Origin of the sequence: Streptomyces sp. NPDC087859 (assembly GCF_044742595.1) — a bacterium.
GTDB classification, from domain to species: Bacteria; Actinomycetota; Actinomycetes; order Streptomycetales; family Streptomycetaceae; genus Streptomyces; species Streptomyces canus_F.
On sequence record NZ_JBIUUU010000034.1, the window covers coordinates 19,919 to 39,801 of the forward strand.

At 71.8% G+C, this 19,883-nt stretch carries 12 protein-coding genes; 4 read left to right on the forward strand and 8 right to left on the reverse strand.

All coding sequences use genetic code 11. The features are described 5' to 3' along the window. Window positions 1–187: 187 nt before the first annotated feature. From ACIOHP_RS47905 to ACIOHP_RS47920, 4 genes are all read right to left on the reverse strand, one after another. Complete coding sequence (locus ACIOHP_RS47905) at window positions 188–940, reverse strand: SDR family NAD(P)-dependent oxidoreductase (RefSeq protein ID WP_401897857.1); 753 nt, start codon at window positions 938–940, stop codon at window positions 188–190. A gap of 9 nt (window positions 941–949) precedes the next feature. Then, the gene (locus tag ACIOHP_RS47910) at window positions 950–3,868 is read right to left on the reverse strand and encodes a glycosyl hydrolase 115 family protein (protein ID WP_401897859.1); all 2,919 of its coding nucleotides are present in this window, start codon (window positions 3,866–3,868) and stop codon (window positions 950–952) included. Between the two features lie 312 nt (window positions 3,869–4,180). Then, a complete protein-coding gene (locus ACIOHP_RS47915) occupies window positions 4,181–6,235 on the reverse strand; it encodes a calcium-binding protein (protein ID WP_401897860.1) in 2,055 nt (684 codons plus the stop codon). 108 nt (window positions 6,236–6,343) lie between these two features. Then, on the reverse strand, window positions 6,344–6,751 hold the full coding sequence (locus tag ACIOHP_RS47920; protein ID WP_401897863.1) for a DUF5997 family protein: 408 nt from the start codon (window positions 6,749–6,751) through the stop codon (window positions 6,344–6,346). 58 nt (window positions 6,752–6,809) lie between these two features. Here ACIOHP_RS47920 and ACIOHP_RS47925 point away from each other — a divergent pair, with 58 nt between their 5' ends. Then, a complete protein-coding gene (locus ACIOHP_RS47925) occupies window positions 6,810–7,562 on the forward strand; it encodes a LysR substrate-binding domain-containing protein (protein ID WP_361549643.1) in 753 nt (250 codons plus the stop codon). Between the two features lie 3 nt (window positions 7,563–7,565). On the opposite strand, the gene ACIOHP_RS47930 is transcribed toward ACIOHP_RS47925, so the two are convergent. Next, the gene (locus ACIOHP_RS47930; protein WP_401897866.1) at window positions 7,566–10,388 is read right to left on the reverse strand and encodes a beta-L-arabinofuranosidase domain-containing protein; all 2,823 of its coding nucleotides are present in this window, start codon (window positions 10,386–10,388) and stop codon (window positions 7,566–7,568) included. Between the two features lie 209 nt (window positions 10,389–10,597). Between ACIOHP_RS47930 and ACIOHP_RS47935 the strand changes: the two genes are divergently transcribed. After that, a complete protein-coding gene (locus ACIOHP_RS47935) occupies window positions 10,598–13,216 on the forward strand; it encodes an ATP-binding protein (RefSeq protein WP_401897868.1) in 2,619 nt (872 codons plus the stop codon). Window positions 13,217–13,325: 109 nt separating this feature from the next. Next, complete coding sequence (locus tag ACIOHP_RS47940; protein ID WP_401897870.1) at window positions 13,326–14,741, forward strand: FAD-binding oxidoreductase; 1,416 nt, start codon at window positions 13,326–13,328, stop codon at window positions 14,739–14,741. A 4-nt stretch (window positions 14,742–14,745) separates the two neighbouring features. On the opposite strand, the gene ACIOHP_RS47945 is transcribed toward ACIOHP_RS47940, so the two are convergent. After that, the gene (locus ACIOHP_RS47945; protein ID WP_401897872.1) at window positions 14,746–17,820 is read right to left on the reverse strand and encodes a carboxyl transferase domain-containing protein; all 3,075 of its coding nucleotides are present in this window, start codon (window positions 17,818–17,820) and stop codon (window positions 14,746–14,748) included. 77 nt (window positions 17,821–17,897) lie between these two features. Between ACIOHP_RS47945 and ACIOHP_RS47950 the strand changes: the two genes are divergently transcribed. Then, window positions 17,898–18,530, forward strand: coding sequence for a TetR/AcrR family transcriptional regulator (locus tag ACIOHP_RS47950; RefSeq protein WP_401897874.1), 633 nt, complete (start codon window positions 17,898–17,900; stop codon window positions 18,528–18,530). A 7-nt stretch (window positions 18,531–18,537) separates the two neighbouring features. On the opposite strand, the gene ACIOHP_RS47955 is transcribed toward ACIOHP_RS47950, so the two are convergent. Next, complete coding sequence (locus ACIOHP_RS47955) at window positions 18,538–19,233, reverse strand: HAD family hydrolase (RefSeq protein WP_401897877.1); 696 nt, start codon at window positions 19,231–19,233, stop codon at window positions 18,538–18,540. A gap of 13 nt (window positions 19,234–19,246) precedes the next feature. Continuing rightward, on the reverse strand, window positions 19,247–19,723 hold the full coding sequence (locus ACIOHP_RS47960; protein WP_361492479.1) for an Lrp/AsnC family transcriptional regulator: 477 nt from the start codon (window positions 19,721–19,723) through the stop codon (window positions 19,247–19,249). Window positions 19,724–19,883: the final 160 nt, after the last annotated feature.

Sequence of the window (19,883 nt, forward strand, 5' to 3'; positions counted from 1 at the left end):
TACCTGCGCAACCTCTTGCCCCTCCAGAATGCAACAGAGCAACAGCGACGTTCTCGTGTACTCCAGCACATCGGCGCCCCGGCGACCGCAGACAGGGGAGAACAGGCTCGGAGGGGATGCCTGGATCTCACCCTCTCTCCGTGCGGACCGCCGGCGCGGGGGACCGGCGGTCCGCACGGAGCTCTCGCTACGGTCCGTCCGGCCGCATCGCGTCCGAGATGGACTTGACGCCGCCGTGAGCCGTGAGTCCGCCGTCCACCGGAATGTCCGTCCCGGTGATGAACGAGGACTCGTCGGAGATCAGGAAGACCACGAGCGGGGCGATGTCGTCGGCCCTGCCGCTGCGCCCGAGCGGCGTCTCGCGGATCGTCGTCTCACGGAACGCCTCGGTGGCCGCGGCCGTCATGTCCGTCTCGATGTAGCCCGGATGGATCGTGTTGACCCGGATGCCCCGCGGCCCCAGCTCCATCGCCGCGATCCTCGACACCCCGCGCAGCGCCCACTTGCTGGCGGTGTAAGCGACGGGGTAGTAGCCGGTCAGCGCGGCCGACGAACCGACGTTGACGATCGACGAGCCCGGCGGCATCAGCGGGGAGAGCTGCTGGATGCCGAGCAGGGGACCGGTCGTGTTGACCGCCTGCACCTGCGCCATCTCCTCGGGGCCGACCTCCCCGAGCCGTCCGCGCCGGATGACGCCCGCGTTGTTGACCAGACCGTGGACATGGCCGTACGTCGCTCTCAACTCGGCGGCCAGCTCGGCCCAGTCGGTCTCGTTGCTCACGTCGAGGCGACGGCAGCCGGCGCCCTCCGGCCGTACGTCGGTGGCGATCACCTCGGCCCCGGCCCGGGCCAGGGCGGCCGCCTCCGCGGCGCCCTGGCCACGGGCCGCACCCGTGACCACCACGACTTTCCCGGCCAGCCGGGATGTGCTCTCACTCATGCGGGCAACCTACTGCCCCGGCACGTCCAGCCCCGGCTCGTAGGCGGGCTCGGGGTTGAACACCGGGTGATAACTCTCGGGCGGGGCAAGGTAACTGACGGGCAGTCCGCCGGTGTCGACGACGATCTGGTCCACGGCGATCGCCGCGTCCACCATGAAGATCCGCAGAGTGTGGTCACCGGCTTCGGTGACGGTCACGTGCGCCGTCAGTTTCTCGACGCCGTCCTCCACCTGACGCGCCCACGCGTCCCCCCGGTTGCCGGTGGCGACCGACTGCCCGGTGAGCACGGTGGCCGGCCCGTCGTCGAGCGCGACGGCCACCCGGCGTTGGCCGCGCTCGTCGAGGGAGGGCAGCCGGAACACGGTGACCGGGAAGGTGCCCGTGCTCGAGAACCGCACCCGGTATCTCAACTCCGGTGCCCGGTCGGCGAAGTCCTCGGTGACCGCGGCGGCCGTCGACGGGACCGCCTCCATCGCGCCCGTACGACGACCGAGCCCGCGTACGATCCGCCAGCGCGCACCGCCCCGCGCCACCCGCTGCGCGAAGTGCGCGGCGTCGATCGACACGAACCCGTTGGCCTCGACGAACCCCCGGGCCCGCCGCAGGGCCCGCTCCCCGTCGTTGACCACGCGCACCGGCACCTCGGCACTCTGTCCGGCCCCGGCGAAGGTGACCGTCGTGTCGAGCGTGCCCTCGGGTGCCCGCGCCCAGTCGACCTCGACCCACACCCGGGTCTGCTCGGTGAGGGATCCGCCCGCCGAGCTCAGCCGGAGCCAGGGGGCGCCGGGCTCGGCCGTCCAGTCCAGGGCGAGGAAGCCGGTGTTGAAGACGTCCACGAAGCGCCGGTCGCGGGTGTAGGAGGAGAAGGACAGCGGCCGGGCCGCCCCGGTCTCGTTCCCCTCGGCCGCCACTCCCAGCCCCGAGGTCTCGCGCCGGGAGACCCGTGTGACACTCGGCCGCCCGGGTGCCTTGGGGATCTGCGAGGGGTACGGGTTCACGATCCCGTCCCACTTCCCGCCCGCCACCTCGGTGTTGTATCGCTTGGTGAGCGCCGCCTCCTGGGCGTGGGCGGCCTCGGCCAGGTCCGCGAACCGGTTGGTCCCGGCACCGCGCCCCTGTGTCACCGCCAGCCCGTTGCGGTCCGCCCAGTAGTACTTGAGGTTCATCAAGCAGGCGCCGTGGACCGGGTATTCGACCAGTTCGTAGAAGGCGTCCCGGTACGTCTCGGGCAACTCGGCGCCCACCGCCCGCACCCGGTCCAGCAGCCGGTCGTACGCACCCAGCCGGCGTCCCGCCTCGTCGCCGTGGTGGATCACGGACAGGATCCCGCGGGCGATGAACTCCGGCCGCAGCTCCGCCGCCAGCCGGTAGTACTCGGTGCGGATCGCCGCGATCTCCCGCCGGTGCAGATGCCCGAACTGCCGTCCCGCCCACTCGGCGAGGAAGTCCTCCACGTCGTCGGCGTCCCACCGGTCCACGTCCCAGGCCATGTCCATGGAGAAGGACAGCCCGGTCTCGATCGACTTGAGGTCACCCACGTTGAAGATCCACATGCGGTCGACGCCGTGCTCGTACACACGGCGCAACTCCTGCCAGACCTTGGCCAGTTGGGTGGTGTCCAGCCACAGGTAGCTCTTCGGGCGGCCCCAGTAGGAGAGGTGGTAGTAGATGCCGTTGCCGCCCGGGCGGGCGCGCTCCGTGTCGTTCGGCAGCTGGCGCATGTTGCCGTGGTTGTCGTCCGGCCAGATCAGGGTCACGTCCTCGGGGACCTGGACGCCCGCGTTGTAGAGGTCCAGCACCTCCTTGTACGGGATGAAGATCTGCGGCTCGGCCGCCGGACCGACCTCCTCGGTGAGGGTCCGGCGCTGGTCGGCGATGATGTCGTTCATCACGACGACCTTCTCGGGGATCGTCGTCGCGTACTTCGTCTCCAGCGCGCTGTCGTGCAGCCCGCGCATGCCGAGTGTCCAGCTGCTCTCGTACGCCGCGTTCTGTCTCGCCCGGGCTCTCCAGTAGTCGGAGATGACCGCCGGGTTCACGGTGTAGTCGTACACCGGCGGGGTGCCGTCCGCGTTCGGGTGCTCGGCGGCCCACGGCTCCCACTCGTGGACGCCGTTGCGCAGCAGTGCCTCGGGGTGGCTGGAGCCGACGACGATGCCGTAGCGGTCGGCCAGTTCGGGGTTCTCGCGGTGCTTGTTGAAGAAGTCGGAGTAGGGGTGCATGGCCGGCCACAGGTAGTTGGCCTTGAGCCGGAGCAGGAGCTCGAAGACGCGCTGGTACGTCTCGGGGCCGATGTTCTTGTCGGTCTCCTGGGTGCGGTGCGACCAAGTGGTCAGGTTCTGCTCGTCGTTGATGAAGACACCGCGGTAACGGACGGACGGCTCACGCCGTTTGATGGTGTCCGCCGGGACCGTCACGGTGTCACGGCGCTCGACCGGCACGTCGGCCCACCAGTACCAGGGAGAGACCCCGATGCGCTCCGAGGTGTCGTAGACGCCGTAGACGGTGCCCCGCCGGTCGCTGCCCGCGATGACCAGGGCGCGCCGCACGCCGGGCACCGGGCGCTCCACCACCTGGGTCACGGAGGCCTCCCAGCGCCCCCGGACCCCGGAGACGTCGAGCCGCCCGGCCGCGACGAGGCGGTCGATGACCGGACTCGAGCCGATCGTGCCCACCAGAACCAACCGGTCCGTCCTCGTGGGCAGTTCGTGCAGCAGCCCCGGCCGTACTCCGCCGACCCGCTCGATGTCCGCCCGCAAATCGCCGGCGGCGCGGATCACGGCGGGGTCGTCGACGGTGTCCACAAACACGTCGACGGCGGCGCCCTCGCCCACGAGGAGAAAGTCGGGTCGGCCGGAGTCCGCGGCCCGGGCGGTCGCGGCGGGCAGCAGTCCGGGGAGCAGGGGAGCCGCTCCTGCTGCGGCCATTCCCCGCAGGAAGGACTTACGGGTCCAGGACGTTGACTGGCCGTTCGGTTCGTGGTGCGGCACGGAACGCTACCTTTCCGCGCCGGTCCGCGTCGGCTCGCGCACGGAACTGTCGGCGGAGCTCGGCGCATGACGGACTGGCTGGTTGTTTAGAAAGCGCTTGCTGCACAGCCTAGGCCAGGGTTTCCCAGGGCGTCCAGAGTGGTGCGTGGGGTGACTCGGGAGGGCCGTCACTTCTCGGACGCGTGGCGACGCATGCGGCGGCGGCCCTCCGGGGCAGGGAGGGCCGCCGCCGTGTGGCTGTGCCTCGGATCAGGGGCAGCTGATGCGGATGTCACCCGCGTCGGTCGTGCAAGTGTCGGTGTTGAAGCCGCCGTTGGCGGTGTCGTTGCCGGAGACGCCGTCGACCGTGTTGAGGTTGTCGGTGCCGTAGTTGCCGATCAGGTTGTCGTTGCCGGGGCCGCCGTTGAGCGTGTCGTCGCCGAACTGGCCGTCGAGGCGGTCGTTGCCGTATCCGCCGTGGACGGTGTCGTTGCCGTAGCTCGCGTTGACGGTGTCGTCGCCGCCGAGGGCGCAGATCACGTCGTTGCTGTAGGTGCCGGTGAGGGTGTCGTTGCCGCTGGTGCCGATACGGGTGCAGCCGCGGGCGTTGTTGACGGTGGTGGTCCTGGTGGCCGTGTTGTTGGCGGCGGCCGGGTCGGTCGTGGTGGCGGTGACCGTGGCGCGGTCGGTGAGGGTGCCGATGGCGCGGGGTTCCACGACGATCGTCACCGTGGCGCCGGGGCCGGCGGCGGAGAGGCTGCCGAGGGCGCAGGTGGCGCCGGTGGCGGTGATCGTGCAGCTGCCCTGGGTGGTGGTGGCGGAGACGACCGAGGCGGCGAGTCCGCTGAGGGTGTCGGTGAGGGTGACGCCGGTCGCCGTGGTGCCGGCGGTGGTGTTGGTGACCGCCACGGTGTACGTGGCACGGTCACCGATGCTCACCGTGCCGGTGCCGCTCTTCGTGACCGAGAGGTCCGTGCCGCTCGGCGGCGGTGGCGTGCTGCCGCCGCCCTGGAAGCGGGCCAGCGCGAAGTCGCTGTTCGGACCGCCCGAGCCGGCGACGACGATCCTGCCGGCGGAGTCGAGCTTCACGCCGCGTGCCGTGTCGACGCCGCCGAAGTCCGCGGTCGCCTGACCGGCGGTGCCGAAGCCGCTGTCCAGGCTGCCGTCGGTGTGGTAACGCAGGACCGAGAAGTCGCTGCCCGCGGTGCCGGCGGCGATGATCCGCCCGTCCGGCTGGAGCACCATGTCGGCGGCACCGGCCGCGGGTGTGAGGACCCGGCCGTCGCCGTCGAAGCTCGTGTCCAGGCTGCCGTTGGTGTGGTAGCGGGCCAGCGCGGCCCGGCCGTCACTGCCGCCCGCCGCGACGATCTTGCCGTCGGGCTGGACCGCCAGCGACTCCACGCCGTCGTAGCCGCCGAAGTCGGTGCGGACGATGCCGTCGCCGTCGAAGCCCGTGTCCACGCTGCCGTCGGTGTTGAAGCGCATCAGCGCAAAGTCGAAGCGGGTGGAGCCGACCTCGCCCCCGACGACGATCTTCCCGTCGGCCTGCAGGGCCAGGGCACGGCCGTCCCCGCCCTCCTGGAGGACCGGTCCCGCCGGATTGGCGGTCACCGTGCCGTCGCCGCCGAACGTGTTGTCCGGGGTGCCGTTGCTGGTCAGGCGGAGCACGGCCATGTGCCCCCCGGTGTAGCCGGCCGCGACGATCCGACCGCTGGAGTCGATCGCCACGTCGAGGGCCTCGGTTGGGCCGTCGATGTCGGCGAAGACCCGGCCGTCGCCGCTGAAGGTGTCGTCCAGGGTGCCGTCCGCGTTGTAGCGGACCACCACGAACCAGCAGCAGTTCTCGTACTCCCGCCAGCTGCTGCCCACCACGACGATCTTGCCGTCGGCCTGGAGGACCACGGCGTGGGCCTCGCTCCACTGGAAGTTCGTGTCCATGGTGTTGACGGCGGTCGTCACCGTGCCGGGGGTGTCGCCGTCGCGGCCGCCGAAGGCGGTGTCCAGGGTGCCGTCGGTGTGGTGGCGGGTCAGCGCGAAGCGGCTCTCCAGCACCGACTCGTCGGTGGAGGTGCCGACCGAGACGATCTTTCCGTCGGACTGCACCGCCACGTCATTGGCGTGATCGTCGTCGGCGAAGCCCGTGAGGACCTTGCCGTCGCCGCTGAAGCCGGGATCCAGGTCGCCCGGGGCCGCGAGGGCGGTGCCCGGAAGGGTCAGGACGAGTGCCAGGACGGTGACCACGACCGTCCCGGCCCGGGCCAGGAGGGACCGGCGGCGACGTCCGTCGTGCCGGCGCCGTGCTGACCGCGCATGAGGTGTGAGCATGCGCGACAGCCTTCCGTCGCCGGATCATCCAGGCAGTCACCACGAGCGGCGTTGCACTCGCCGGACGCGGGAATCCATCCGGGCGGCGGAGCGCGGGGGCAGCTGCGGTCAGCCGCGCGCCTCGCGCTCGGCCTTCTCCGCCTCCTCGGCGCGCTTCTTCTTGATCCGGACCGTCTCGGTGCGGACCTCGGCCTGGGTGGCGCGCTCCTTGACCAGCCACTCGGGCTGCTCCTGCTTCAGCGCCTCGATCTGCTCGGTGGTGAGCGGCTCGGTGACGCCGCCGCGCGCCAGGCCCGCGATGGACACGCCGAGCTTGGCCGCGACCACCGGACGGGGGTGCGGGCCCTGGGCACGGAGATCCTGGAGCCACTGGGGCGGATCGGCCTGGAGTTCGGTGAGCTGTGCCCGCGAGACGACACCCTCACGGAACTCGGCGGGGGTGGCCTCGAGGTACACACCCAGCTTCTTCGCCGCGGTCGCGGGCTTCATCGTCTGGGTGCTCTGGTGCTGCGTCATGGTGTCCAGGGTATCGACTGGGTGAACGTCCGCCGACCACGGCCGGTAACCTGGCCAGGTGACAGGCTCGGAAGAACCCCCGCAGTTCCGGCTCGCCTACGTCCCCGGCGTGACCCCCTCGAAGTGGGTGCGGATCTGGAACGAGCGACTGCCCGACATCCCGCTGACCCTCCTCCAGCTCTCCGTCGCCGAGGCGCGCGACGCGCTGCGGGACGGGACCGCGGACGCCGGTCTCGTCCGGCTGCCGGTGGACCGTACGGTGCTCAGCGCCATCCCGCTCTACGAGGAGAGCACGGTCGTCGTCGTCCCGAAGGACCATGTCGTCGCCGCGGTCGACGAGGTCACCACCGAGGACCTGGCCGACGAGATCGTGCTGCACCCCCTGGACGACGTCCTGGAGTGGCCGCGGCTGCCGGGACAGCCCGCCTTCGAGCGTCCCGCGACCACGGAGGACGCCGTCGAACTGGTCGCGGCCGGCATCGGCGTCCTCGTCGTCCCCCAGTCGCTCGCCCGGCTGCACCACCGCAAGGACCTCACCTATCGGCCGGTCACGGACGCCCCCGTGTCGTCCGTCGCGCTGTCGTGGCCGGAGGACGCCACCACGGACATGGTCGAGGACTTCATCGGCATCGTCCGCGGCCGCACGGTGAACAGCACCCGCGGCCGCCCGGCCGCTCAGGACAAGGCCAAGGCGAAGGCCGAGCCGAAGAAGCAGCCCAAGCGCCCCGACGCGGCCGGCGGGCGACGCAAGCCGCCCGCCGCCAAGAAGACCCAGGGCGCCAGGCGCGGCAAGCCCCGGCGCCGCTCGTAGGACTCAGGACACGTAGGTCGCCTGCCCCGCCGTGTTGATCACCACCTGGCCGTTCGCCTGGGAGAGCAGCCCGGCGGACACCCAGGCGTTCACGGTGCTCGTCACCTTGGTCACGAGCGCGCTCTTGCTCGCGTACGGCGCCCCCGCCCAGATCTCGTCGAGCAGCGTGGTGCCGTCGGACTTCGCGGGGTTGGCGATCCCGGAGTCGAGGGTGCCGAAGACGACCTTGGGCTCCGAGCGCCGGAAGTAGGCGTGCGTCGGATTCTCCGACCCCTCCAGGAAGGGCGCGAACTCCGTGCCGCCGAGGGTGTAGTGGAGGGGCTTGCCGCTCACCGGGGCGAGGGTGGGCAGCAGGTCGCCGGACAGGGCCGCGTTGGCGTACAGCCCGAACGGCAGGTAGCTGGTGGCCGAGTTGCGGGCGACCAGGTTGACCGGACCGTAGAAGAGGGTCTGCAACGCCGGGTCGTCCAGGGCCTTTTCGACGCGCAGCCGGAACGGGACGGTGATCCGGACGACGTCGCCCGCCTTCCAGGTCCGGGACACCGTGAAGTAGCTCCCGGCGGCCGGAGTCCCGCTCGCCGCGGTGCCGTTGACGGTCACGCGGAATCCGGACGTGGCCCACGACGGCACCCGCAACTTCAGGGCGAAGGCCGCGCTGCCGCCGCCGAAGGTGAGCGTGGTGCCCTGTTCACGCGGGTAGTCGGTGCTCTGAGTGACCGTCACCCCCTTCTCGGCCCAGGTCAGTCGGGACGGGCTGTAGAGGTTCACGTAGAGCGTGCCGCCGTCGGCGGCCTTGAAGTACACCGAGTCCTGGTACTTGGTGGCGCTCTCCATGCCGGTGCCCTCGCAGCAGGTCGTTCCCTGCTTGGGCGTGTAGTCCCGCACATGACCGGGTGTCAGCCCGATGAAGTAGGTGACGAGCGGCTTCTCCGCGTCGGCCTTGTCCTGCTTGGAGCCGAGTACCTGGTTGAGCAGCGCCCGCTCGTAGTAGTCCATGTACTTCGGGGTCTGCTCGTGGAAGAACAGCGTCCGGCTGAGCTTGAGCATGTTGTACGCACAGCACGTCTCGGCGTTCGTGTCGCTGATGGTGCCCGCGATCAGCCCGGAGGCCTTCCAGAACTCGCCGGTGCTGGTGCCGCCGATGCCGTACATACGGTTCGGTACGACCATGCCCCAGAAGTTCCTGGCGGCGGTCAGGTAGCGCGTCTCGCCCGTCGCGTCGTACAGCCGCAGCAGACCGGTGAAGATCGGTATGTGCTGGTTGGCGTGCAGCCCGTTGAGGGTGTCGGTGTTCGCGGCGCAGGCGTCGATGAGGGAGTCGAGGTCGAACAGCCTCGCCAGCGCGAGGTGTTCGGCCTTCCCCGTGGAGGAGTGCAGGTCGACGATCGCCTCGACGATGCCGCCGAACTCGCCGCTGGAGAACAGCCCCCACATGCGCTGGAGCGTCGCCTCGGGCAGGACGGACAGCCGGGAGTACATCCAGTCGCCCATGCCGGACGCGAGGTCGAGGGCGCGCGCGTCGTCGGTGGCGGCGTACGCGTCCAGCAGACCCCGCAGGATCTTGTGCGCGGTGTAGTAGGGCGCCCACACCTTGGTGTAGTCGCTGGCGGTCCTCGTCTCCAGGTCGATGAACTGTGTCTCGGGGTACGCCGCCAGGAACCCGGGGTGGCTCGGCCCGCCCCAGGTGCGGCGCAGCGTGGCGGTCAGACCGCGGCCGGAGCCGTCCGGGAACGTGCCGCCGCCGGTGGCCTGGAACCAGTACGAGACGAGGTTGCCGAGTCCCGCCGCGGAGAGCTTGGCCTCGTTGGTCTGGAGCGAGGTGATCTCGGCCTGGGTCAGCGCGCGTGACCAGACGTTGAACTCGTCGTAGGCGCCCGCGTACACGGGATCGCCCGCGTAGTTCGAGCGGCCGAGCCAGTTGTTGGCAAGGGTGCCGAGCGCCGCCGGGTTGAGGGTCATCGCGGTGTTCGTGGCGACGGCCGTGCCGTTGACGTACAGCGTGCCGGTGCTGCCGGAGATCGTGACGGCCAGGTGGCTCCACTGGTTCAGCGGCAGCGCGGCCGTGCCGTTGAGGGCCTGTTCGCCGCCCGCGCCGTTGGTGGTGATGGCGAACCGGGGCACACCGCTCGCGTTGCGGGTGGCCAGGTACATGTACCGGGTGGTGTTGTTGCCGAAGTCGAAGGCGCGCTGCCAGTTGGCGTCGTGGGTGGGCCTGACCCACACCGACAGGGTGATCGCGGAGGCGCCGCCGAGGACCGCGGCGGGCAGGTCGACGTACTGGTAGGAGCCGCGCACGTTCTCCTGTGCGGCGCCCCACTTCCCGGTGACGGCGAGCATCTTCGGGTCGGTGCGCAGGGCGGCGCGGGCCTCGGTGAGGGCGGTGATCATGGTCGTGATCTTGTCCGCGAACACCTGCTCGCCGGTGCTCGCGTAGGCCTGCGACAGCATGGTCAGGAAGTGGCCGGTGTAGTGGCCGCGCAGATTGCCGTTGGCCTCGCCGTCCAGGCCCTCCCAGCCGCCGGGTGCGACCGCGCCGCCGGTGGAGAGGCCCGCGTTGGCGCGGAAGACCTGGAGGAGCCGGTTCACGTCGTAGCCGCGCGCGTGGTCGAGCATCAACTGCCGCTTGTCGGCGAAGACACCGGGTCCGAGGGCGACCTCGTCGAGCGCGAAGGGCTGCACGGTCCAGGCGGCGGGCGCGGCCGCGGCTGCGGAGGCGGTGGCCGTGGCCGCGGTGGCCCGGCCGCTCGCCGCGTACGAGATCGCGGGCGCGGCCACGGCGAGGGCGGCGGCCTGGAGGAGGTTTCGTCTGGAGAGGGGCGGTGCCATGTGTGCTCCTCTATCGGTGTTCTATATTTCGAACGCCATTCGAATGGTCGACCAGACGATAGGGAGGGGGCGGGTGAGCGTCAACGGGTCTGGAGCGATCAGTTCCGGCCGTTCGGTCAAGAAGTCACTGTTCGCCGGTCACCAGGTCGTTGCGGGCGGAAAGCGCGGAGACGGGGCCCGTCCGGTGCCGCGGTGGCAGAATCTGGCGCGTGGATCGGTGGCTCCTCGAACGCGAGCCCGAACTGACGCGACTGGCCGTGGCCGCACGACAGGCGGCTGACGGCGCCGGTGCGGTGGCGCTCGTCTTCGGCGAGGCGGGAATCGGCAAGTCGAGTCTGGTGAAGGCGATGCCGGAGCGGCTGCCCGAGCGGGCGCGCGTCCTCGTCGGACAGTGCGACGACCTCGCCACCCGGCGCCCCCTCGGCCCGTTCCGCGACCTCGTCGGCAGCGTCGGCGCCGACCTGGCACGGGCCGTCATGGAGGGCGGCGACCGGCACCGGGTCTATGAGGCCCTGCACGGCGAACTCGCCGGCACCCCGCATCCGGCGGTCCTCGTCGTCGAGGATGTCCACTGGGCCGACGAGGCCTCCCTGGACGCCCTGCGCTTCCTGGTCCGGCGCATGGAACAGCTACCCGCCCTCCTCGTCCTCACCTACCGCGACGACGAGTTGAGCCGCGACCACCCCCTGCGCCACCTCCTCGGCCAGGTCTCCCGTACGCCCCGAGTGCACAGGCTGCCCCTCGCCCGGCTGTCCCTCGACGCGGTCCGCACACTGAGCGCCTCCGGGCGCCTCGACGCCGCCCAGGTGTACGAGGTGACCTCGGGCAACCCGTTCTTCGTCGCCGAGATCATGGCCGCCGGAGGCACCGGGGGAGTGCCCCCGACCGTCGTCGACGCCGTCCTCGCCCGGCTGCGCGGACTGGACGCGGCCACGCTGGACGCGCTGGAGCAGCTCGCCGTCGTCCCCTCGGCCGTCGAACGCCCGCTCGTGGACGCGCTCTTGGCGGACGGTGTGGCCGTACTGGCGGAGGCCGAGCAGCGCGGGCTGCTCGCCGTGGCGCCCGAGCGCGTGGCGTTCCGGCACGAGCTGATCCGGCGCGCCGTCGCCGACTCCCTGCCCGCCGCCCGCCGTATCGAACTCAACCGCAACGTCCTGGCCGCACTCGTCGCCCGGCCCGGCTCCGACGCCGCCCGCATTGTCCACCACGCCGACCGCGCCGGCGACCAGGACGCCATCGCCCGCTACGGCCCCGACGCGGCCAAGGACGCCGCCGGCGCCGGAGCCCACCGCGAGGCCGCCGCCCAGCTCCGCCTCGTCCTGCGGCAACGTCATCGCTACGCCCCGGCCGAACTCGCCGACCTGCTGGAACGCCATGCCGTGGAGAGCTACACCATCGCCGACTCGGCCACCGCCGTCACCGCCCAGCGCGAGGCCGTAGCCCTGCGCCGCTCCCTCGGCGACACCCTCGCCCTCGGCGCCGATCTGCGCTGGCTGTCCCGCATCCACTGGTGGGCCGGGGACGCCGACCAGGCCCAGGAGGCCGCCCGGGAGGCCGTCACCGTGCTGGAACACGCCGGCGACGACCGTCTCCTGGCCCTCGCCGTCAGCAACACCGCCCAGCTGCGCATGCTGTCCGACCGCTACGCCGAGGCCGTGGAACTCGGCGAACGCGCCATCGTCCTGGCCCGCAAGGCGGGCGACGCGGCGATCCTCTCCCACGCCCTCAACAACGTCGGCTGCGCGCGCTGGCGCGGTGGGGACCCCGCCGGGCGGTGGCAGCTGGAGGAGAGCCTCGACGTCGCGCTCGTCGCCGGCGAGGTCGAACACGCCTGCCGGTCCTACGCCAACCTGATCTGGACCCTCCTCGACAACCTCCGGTACGAGGAGGCCGACACGTTCCTGGTCCCGGCGATGGACCTCGCCGACCGCGCCGAACACCTCGGCTTCCTCAACTACCTCCACGTCGAGCTGGCCATACGCCGGCTCGCCGCTGCCGACTGGGACGACGCCGAGAGGCACGCCGAGTACGGCATGCACGACTTCGTGCCCGCCCGCTGCCCCGCCCTTACCGTGCTCGCCCGGGTCCGCACCCGCTGCGGCCGGCCCGGCGCCGCCGAACTCCTCGCCGAGGCCTGGCAGATCGCCGTACGGACCAGGGAACTGCAACGCACCGGACCGGTGGCGGCGGCCCTCGCGGAGGCGGCGTGGCTGCGCGGCGACCTCGCCGCCGTCGCCGCGGCGGCGGGACCCGTCCACGCCCAGGCCGACCGACTGCCCGGCATCCCGTACCGCGCCGAGCTCGGCTACTGGCTCACCAAGGCGGGGCACCGCGTGTCACTGGAGGACTCGGACCATCCGTACGCGCTCCAGGCCCGCGGCCAGTGGCGCACGGCCGCCACCCTGTGGGAGACGGCGGGCTGCCCCTACGAACACGCCGTCGCCCTTGCCGAGAGCCCCGACCCCGCCGACAAGCTCAGCGCTCTCGCCGCCCTGGACGCCCTGGGCGCCGAGCCCCGGGCCCGGCTGCTCCGCACCGAACTGCGGCAGCTCGGCGTCCGCCACATCCCGCGCGGCCCCCTGGCCGAGACCCGCGAGAACCCCGCAGGCCTGACCCGGCGCCAGCTCCAGGTCATGCGACTGCTCGCGGAAGGCCTGACCAACGCCGAGATCGCGGCCCGGCTCGTCGTGTCCGTGCGCACCGTCGACAACCACGTACGCGCCGTCCTCGACAAACTCGACGCGCCCTCCCGGCGGCACGCCGCCGACCGCGCGGCGCGGCTCGGGCTGCTTACGGAACGTGAGGCTTCGCTTCCGGGCGAAACGTAGGTACCCGGCGGCCCCGAGCTGGGTGACGGCCACGGATGTCCACTGTGGTGCGACGCGAGTAGAATATACGAATTGACCCGAATCATACGATTCCTGAACGGGGGACCGCATGACCACCACGATCGCTCAGGCGGCACGCAGGGAACTGACCGAATTCACCGGGGAGTTGATCGGCCCCGACGACGCCGCCTACGAAGAGGCCCGGACCGTCTACAACGCCATGATCGACCGGCGCCCCGCGCTCGTCGCCCGCTGCGCCGACGCGGATGCCGTCGCCGGCGTGATCGCCTTCGCCCGCGCACACGACCTGCCCCTCGCCGTTCGCGGCGGCGGCCACCATGGCGCCGGTCTCGGCACCGTCGACGACGGGGTGGTTCTCGACCTGTCCCCCCTGAAAGAGGTCCAGGTCGACCCGGACGCCCACACCGTACGAGTCGGCGGCGGCTGCGTCTGGGGCGAGGTCGACCGCGCCACCAACGCGCACGGTCTCGCCACCCCCAGCGGCATCATCTCCACCACCGGTGTCGGCGGCATCGCCACCGGCGGCGGACTCGGCCATCTCACCCGCAAATGCGGGCTGACCATCGACAACCTGCTGGAGGCCGACGTCGTCCTCGCCGACGGCCGCAAAGTACAGGCCAGCGGCTTCGAGAACAGCGACCTGTTCTGGGCGATCCGCGGCGGCGGAGGCAACTTCGGTGTCGTGACGTCCTTCCTGTTCCGGCTCCACGAGATCAGCACCGTCGTCGCCGGACCGACCTTCTGGGCCGTCGAGGACAGCGCCGAAGTCCTCGCCGCCTACCGGGACTTCCTGCCGAACGCGCCCCGCGAGCTCAACGGCTTCTTCCTGCACGGCACCGTGCCGCCGGCCCCGCCGTTCCCCGAGGAGATCCAGCTCCGCAAGACCGCGGGTGTGGTGTGGTGCTACGCCGGCGCCGACCCCGAGGCGGCCGCCCGCGAGATGGCCCCGCTCCTCGACGCCCTGCCCCAGCCGCTGCTGCACGCCCCCATGCCCATGCAGCACCCCGACATCCAGTCCGCGTTCGACGGGCTCTACCCGCCCGGTCACCAGTGGTACTGGCGCGCCGACTTCGTCGAGACCATCCCGGACGAGGCCGTCGAACTCCACGCCAAGTTCGGCGCCGAGGTCCCCACCATGCAGTCGACCATGCATCTCTACCCGATCGACGGAGCCGCCCACGACGTGGGCCAGGACGAGACCCCCTGGGCCTACCGCCACGCCCGCTGGGCGTCGGTCTACGCCGGTGTCGACCCCGACCCGGCCAACGCCGAGCTGATCAAGCGGTGGACGGTCGACTACTTCGACGCGCTGCACCCGTACTCGGCGGGCGGCGCCTACGTGAACATGATGATGGACGAGGGCCAGGAACGCGTCCGGGCCAGCTACCGCGGCAACTACGACCGGCTGGCCCGCGTCAAGGCCGACCGCGACCCGGACAACGTCTTCCGCCTCAACCAGAACATCCAGCCGGCGGCGAAGCCCTCGCACGAGACGCGGCCGTAGCGGCTCACCAGGTATCGACGAACGGGCGGTGCCCCGGCCGCGGGGCGGGGCACCCCTGAAGTGCCGCGAGGATCCAGTCCCGCGACCCGGCCGGGTCGATCACCGCGTCGATCTCCAGCGCCGCCGCCGTGTTGACCGCCTTCCCGCGCTCGTACAACTCGGCGACCCGCGCCTCGAAGGCACGCGTCCGCTCGGCCGGGTCCGCGATCGCCGCCAACTCCTTGCGGTAGCCCAGCCGGACGGCACCCTCCAGCCCCATCCCGCCGAACTCCCCACTGGGCCAGGCGGCGGTGGCCACAGGAGCGCGGGTCGAGCCGCCCATCATCGCCATCGCCCCGAGTCCGTACGCCTTGCGCAGCACCAGACTCACCAACGGCACCCGCAGATTCGCGCCGGTCACGAAGAGCCGCGCGAAGTGCCGTACGGTCGCGGTCCGTTCGGCGTCCGGGCCGACCATGAATCCTGGGGTGTCGCACAGCGAGACGATCGGCAGCCCGAACGCGTCGCACAACTGGAGGAAACGCGCCGTCTTGTCGGCCGCGTCCCGGTCGATCGCCCCGCCCAGATGCGCCGGATTGCTCGCGATCAGCCCCAGCGGACGCCCCTCGATCCGCACCAGGGACGTCAGCACCCCGATGCCGAACCCGGCCCGCAGCTCCAGCACGGAGCCGCTGTCGGCCAGCCCGCGCACCACCGCCCGCACGTCGTACGCCCGCCGCCGGTTCTCGGGGACCGCCTGCCGCAGCAACCGCTGGTCCGGCGCCTCCCAACTGCCCTGCGGGCCTTGGACGTACGACAGATACCGCCGGGCGACCCGCACCGCCTCCGCCTCGTCCGCCACGGCGATGTCGACCACCCCGTTGGGCACCTGCACCGACAGCGGCCCGACCTCCTCCGGCCGGTACACACCGAGCCCACCGCCCTCGATCATCGCGGGCCCGCCCATCCCGATGCTCGCCTCGGGCGTCGCGATGACCACGTCACAGCAGCCGAGCAGCGCGGCATTGCCCGCGAAGCACCGCCCCGAGACGATGCCGACGAGCGGAACGAGCCCGCTGAGCCGCCCCATCCGCTGGAAGGTGGTCACATCGAGCCCGGCCACGGCGGTCGTGTCCGTGTCCCCGGGCCGGCCCCCGCCGCCCTCCGCGAACAGCACGACGGGCAGCCGCCGTTCCTCCGCGAGCTCCAGCATGCGGTCGGTCTTGCGGTGGTTCTGCAGGCCCTGGGTACCGGCCAGGACGGTGTAGTCGTACGACATCACCACGCACGGTTCGCCGCCGACGCGCGCGGTGCCGGTGACCATGCCGTCCGCCGGCGTCGACCGGATCAGGTCGTCCAGTGAGCGGCGCCTGCGCTGGGCGGCGACGGCGAGCGCCCCGAACTCGGTGAACGAGCCCGCGTCGCACAGGTCCTCGATGTTCTCGCGGGCGGTACGCCGGCCCAGGGCATGCCGTTTCGCGACCGTCTCGGGCCGGTTCTCGTCCAGTCCGAAGGAGTGCCGGTGCCGGACCTCGGCCAGGTCGGGGCGCTCGGCGTCCGGATCGACGGCCTGCGGGGACACCTCCTCGCCGGCCGCCCCGGACACCTCGTCCAGAGCCACCAGCAGTTGCCCGTCTCCGACCGTCGCCCCCACGCGCGCGTGCACGGCGACCACGAGCCCCGCGCCGGGCGCCCGCACGACGTGCTCCATCTTCATGGCCTCGATCACCAGCAACCGCTGCCCGGGACGCACCGGTTCGCCGGGAGCGACGTCGACGGACACGACCGTCCCGCTCACGGGGGCGGTGACGGCGCCGCCCGCAGGAGCCGTGAGCTCCTCCTCGGGCAGGGCCCGCGTCCAGCACCGCGGTGCGGCCAGCGCCTCCCGCAGCAGCGGAATCCCGGTCCGCACCCCCTCCACGGCGAACTCGCCCAGGGCCCGCCGCAGCCGAGCGCAGGCCGCCTCCGCACCGCCGTCCGGGACATGGGCGACGACCTTCGCGAGCAACGGGTCGTACCGGACGCCGACCTCGTCCCCCGGCCGCACCGCCGTGTCGACCCTGACCCCCGGCCCCGTCGGCACGTCGAAGCGGGTGATCCGTCCCCGTCCCCGCGCACTCACCCGCCCCTGCACGGCGAACCCGCGCGGCGGCGTCGGCGGCCCCGCCAGCCCCAGCTCCGCCAGCGTGGCACCGGCCGCCAGCCGCAGCTGCACGGCGACGAGATCGACACCCGTCACCTCCTCGGTGACCGTGTGCTCCACCTGGAGGCGCGGGTTGGCCTCGATGAAGTGGAACCGGTCGCCCAGGACCAGGAACTCGAAGGTGACGAGACTCGAACAGCGGGCCGCCGTGGCCATCCGCAGGGCGCTGTCGAGGAGCTTCTCCCGTACCGCGTCCGAGAGTTCGGGCGCGGGCGCGATCTCGATCACCTTCTGGTGGCGGCGCTGGACGGTGCAGTCCCGGTCCCACAGATGACCGACCGCACCCGTCGCGTCCCCGACGACCTGCACCTCGACATGCCGGGCCCCCTCCAGCAGCCGCTCGGCGTACAACTCGCCCCGGCCGAACGCCTGCGACGCCTCCGAGCGGCACCGCTCCCAGGCCTCGTCCAGTTCCTCGGCCCGTCGCACGACCCGCATCCCGCGCCCGCCGCCGCCGACGACCGCCTTGACCATCACGGGCCCGCCGGCCAGGACCGCCCGCGCTCCCGCCAGGCCGCCCCGCGCCCCGGGAAGCACGGGAACCCCTGCCGCCACCGCGAGTTCACGCGCCCGCACCTTGTCCCCGAAGACGTCCAGCACGTCCGGGGAGGGCCCGACGAAGGTGATCCCGGCGTCACGGCACCGCCGCGCGAAGTCCGCGTCCTCGCTGAGGAAGCCGTAACCGGGATGGAGAAAGGAGCAGCCGGTGCGCACGGCGGCGTCCACGAGGGCGTCCGCGTCCAGGTATCCGCCCAGCGGCACGGACTCGTCGGCCAGCCGCAGATGTGCCTCGTCGCCCTCCTCGTGGACGGCGACCGTGCGCAGCCCGGCCTCGGCGGCGGCCCGTAGCACCCGTACGGCGATCTCCCCGCGGTTGGCGACGAGTACGGCACCCATGAGTGAGCCTCCAGGACGTCAACGACCGGCTCGGTCATGCTCATTGACATTGACGTCAACGTCAATATGCTCGCCGCGTGACCCGCACGCAGAAGCCCTGGGCGGTCCGCACCGCCCGCGACCGCACCGAGGCACCGGCCCGGGCGCGCCTCCTCGACGCCGCCGAGACCGTCTTCGCCCGGCTCGGTCACGGTCCGGCCACCGTCGCCGACATCACGGCCGAGGCGGAGGTGTCCAGGGCGGGCTTCTATGTGTACTTCGCGTCCAAGGAAGAGATCTTCCGTGTTCTCGCGGCACGCGTACGGGACGCGTTCCTCGCCGCCCAGGACGTGCCGGGCGTCGACACGGACGACACCCGTGCCGTCGCCGAGGCGTCCGTGGGCGCCTTCATCGCGGCCTATGTGCAACACCTGCCGCTGCTGCGGCTGTTGGAGCAGCAGGCCCGTACCGACGCGGACGTGGGCGCGGTGTGGGTGGAGATCAGGGAACGGCCCGTCCACCGCCTCGCCCGCTACATCGGTCGCCTGGTCGAGCGGGGGCGTGCGACGCCGGCCGCCGAACCGCTGACCCTGGCGCGGGCGGTGGGCGGCATGTGCGTGGAGTTCGCGCGCGTGACCGCCGAGCGGCCCGACCGGTACGACGACGCGGTCCGCGAAGTCACCGCCCTCTTCCTGCACTTGCTCGGAGTGCAGGAAGAGACCGTGTCATGACGCCGGATCAGGACGACGACGCCGAGCGCACGATCCAGTCGTACGCGGACCGTGCCGTGAACTCCGCCTGACCGCCCCGCAGCAGCAGACTCGCGGTGGTGAACTCCGGGGCGTCGGCCTGCGCGGCGACGTACGGGATCGCGATGCAGCGCATCCCGGCCGCGTGTGCGGCGGCGGCACCCGGGGCCGCGTCCTCCAGGACCACGCAGTGCGCCGGGTCCGCGCCCAGCCGTCGGGCCGCCTCCAGGAAGACGTCCGGGGCGGGCTTGCCGCGCTCGACCTCGTCGGCGGAGACGACGGTACGCAGGAAGGCGGCGAGTCCGGTGCCCCGGAGGATCGCTTCGATGGCCTGCGGTGACGAGCCCGAGGCCACGGCTGTCGGAACGCCCTCGGAGGCCAGCAGCTCCACGAACTTGCGCATCTCCGGGTAGACGGGAGTGTTCGCGCGGGCCAGTTCCAGATAGCGGCGGTTCTTGGCGGCGAACAGCTCCTCGACGGAGGCGTCCAGGCCGTACTCCCGCTTCCAGAGCCCGACCGTCTCCAGGGTGCTGATGCCGACGTACCGCTCGTGCTCGGCCCAGGTGAAGTCCGGTACGCCGTGCTCGGCGAGGATCTGGCGGCCCGCCTCGTAATAGTTCGGCTCGCTGTCCACGAGCGTTCCGTCGAGATCGAAGATGACCGAGAGGGTGCCGAGCTTGCTCATGGTGTTCAGGATGTCAGGTACGGACGGAGCGGCCGATCGACTCCACCAGCGGCAGCAGCCGCTGCGGCACCCGCTCGCGCAGCGCCACCTCCGTACGGGTGCGGACCACGCCCGGCAGGCTGATCACCTTCTGGATCACGTCCTCGAGATGCGCGTTGTCCCGCGCCACGACCCGCGTCAGCAGATCTCCGCCGCCCGCGATCGAGAAGGCCTCCACGATCTCCGGTACGGAGGCCAGTGCGTCGCCCACGTCGTCGAGCCGGCCCTGGGTGACCTCGATGTGCACGAACGCCAGCACCGGGTGGCCGAGGGCCGCGGGGGAGAGGGTCGGACCCGTGCCGGTGATCACACCGTCGCGCTCCAGACGGTCCAGGCGGGCCTGGAGCGTGCCGCGGGCGACGCCGAGGACACGGGCGTACTCGCGCACGCTCGTGCGGGGCTGCTCCAGGAGCAGCCTCAGGATGCGGGTGTCGAGCTCGTCCACGGCCATGGTGCGCGGCGCCTCCTCGTCCGTGGTCCGTTGGCCCGCTGATGGACGGGCAAGGACCGATTCCGCTGTACCAATGGCCCAGGATATTCGACGCCACTTGAGCCAGCAGTGGTGGCGATGCTGCAATGAGCGTGTCGATGGCGCTGCGGACCCCGCGGCG

Excerpts from the sequence above, each read along its gene's own strand:
- ACIOHP_RS47905 (WP_401897857.1), bottom strand. The coding sequence starts at position 940 with ATGAGTGAGAGCACATCCCGGCTGGCCGGGAAAGTCGTGGTGGTCACG.
- ACIOHP_RS47910 (WP_401897859.1), bottom strand. The coding sequence starts at position 3,868 with ATGGCCGCAGCAGGAGCGGCTCCCCTGCTCCCCGGACTGCTGCCCGCC.
- ACIOHP_RS47915 (WP_401897860.1), bottom strand. The coding sequence starts at position 6,235 with ATGCTCACACCTCATGCGCGGTCAGCACGGCGCCGGCACGACGGACGT.
- ACIOHP_RS47920 (WP_401897863.1), bottom strand. The coding sequence starts at position 6,751 with ATGACGCAGCACCAGAGCACCCAGACGATGAAGCCCGCGACCGCGGCG.
- ACIOHP_RS47930 (WP_401897866.1), bottom strand. The coding sequence starts at position 10,388 with ATGGCACCGCCCCTCTCCAGACGAAACCTCCTCCAGGCCGCCGCCCTC.
- ACIOHP_RS47940 (WP_401897870.1), top strand. The coding sequence starts at position 13,326 with ATGACCACCACGATCGCTCAGGCGGCACGCAGGGAACTGACCGAATTC.
- ACIOHP_RS47945 (WP_401897872.1), bottom strand. The coding sequence starts at position 17,820 with ATGGGTGCCGTACTCGTCGCCAACCGCGGGGAGATCGCCGTACGGGTG.
- ACIOHP_RS47955 (WP_401897877.1), bottom strand. The coding sequence starts at position 19,233 with ATGAGCAAGCTCGGCACCCTCTCGGTCATCTTCGATCTCGACGGAACG.
- ACIOHP_RS47960 (WP_361492479.1), bottom strand. The coding sequence starts at position 19,723 with ATGGCCGTGGACGAGCTCGACACCCGCATCCTGAGGCTGCTCCTGGAG.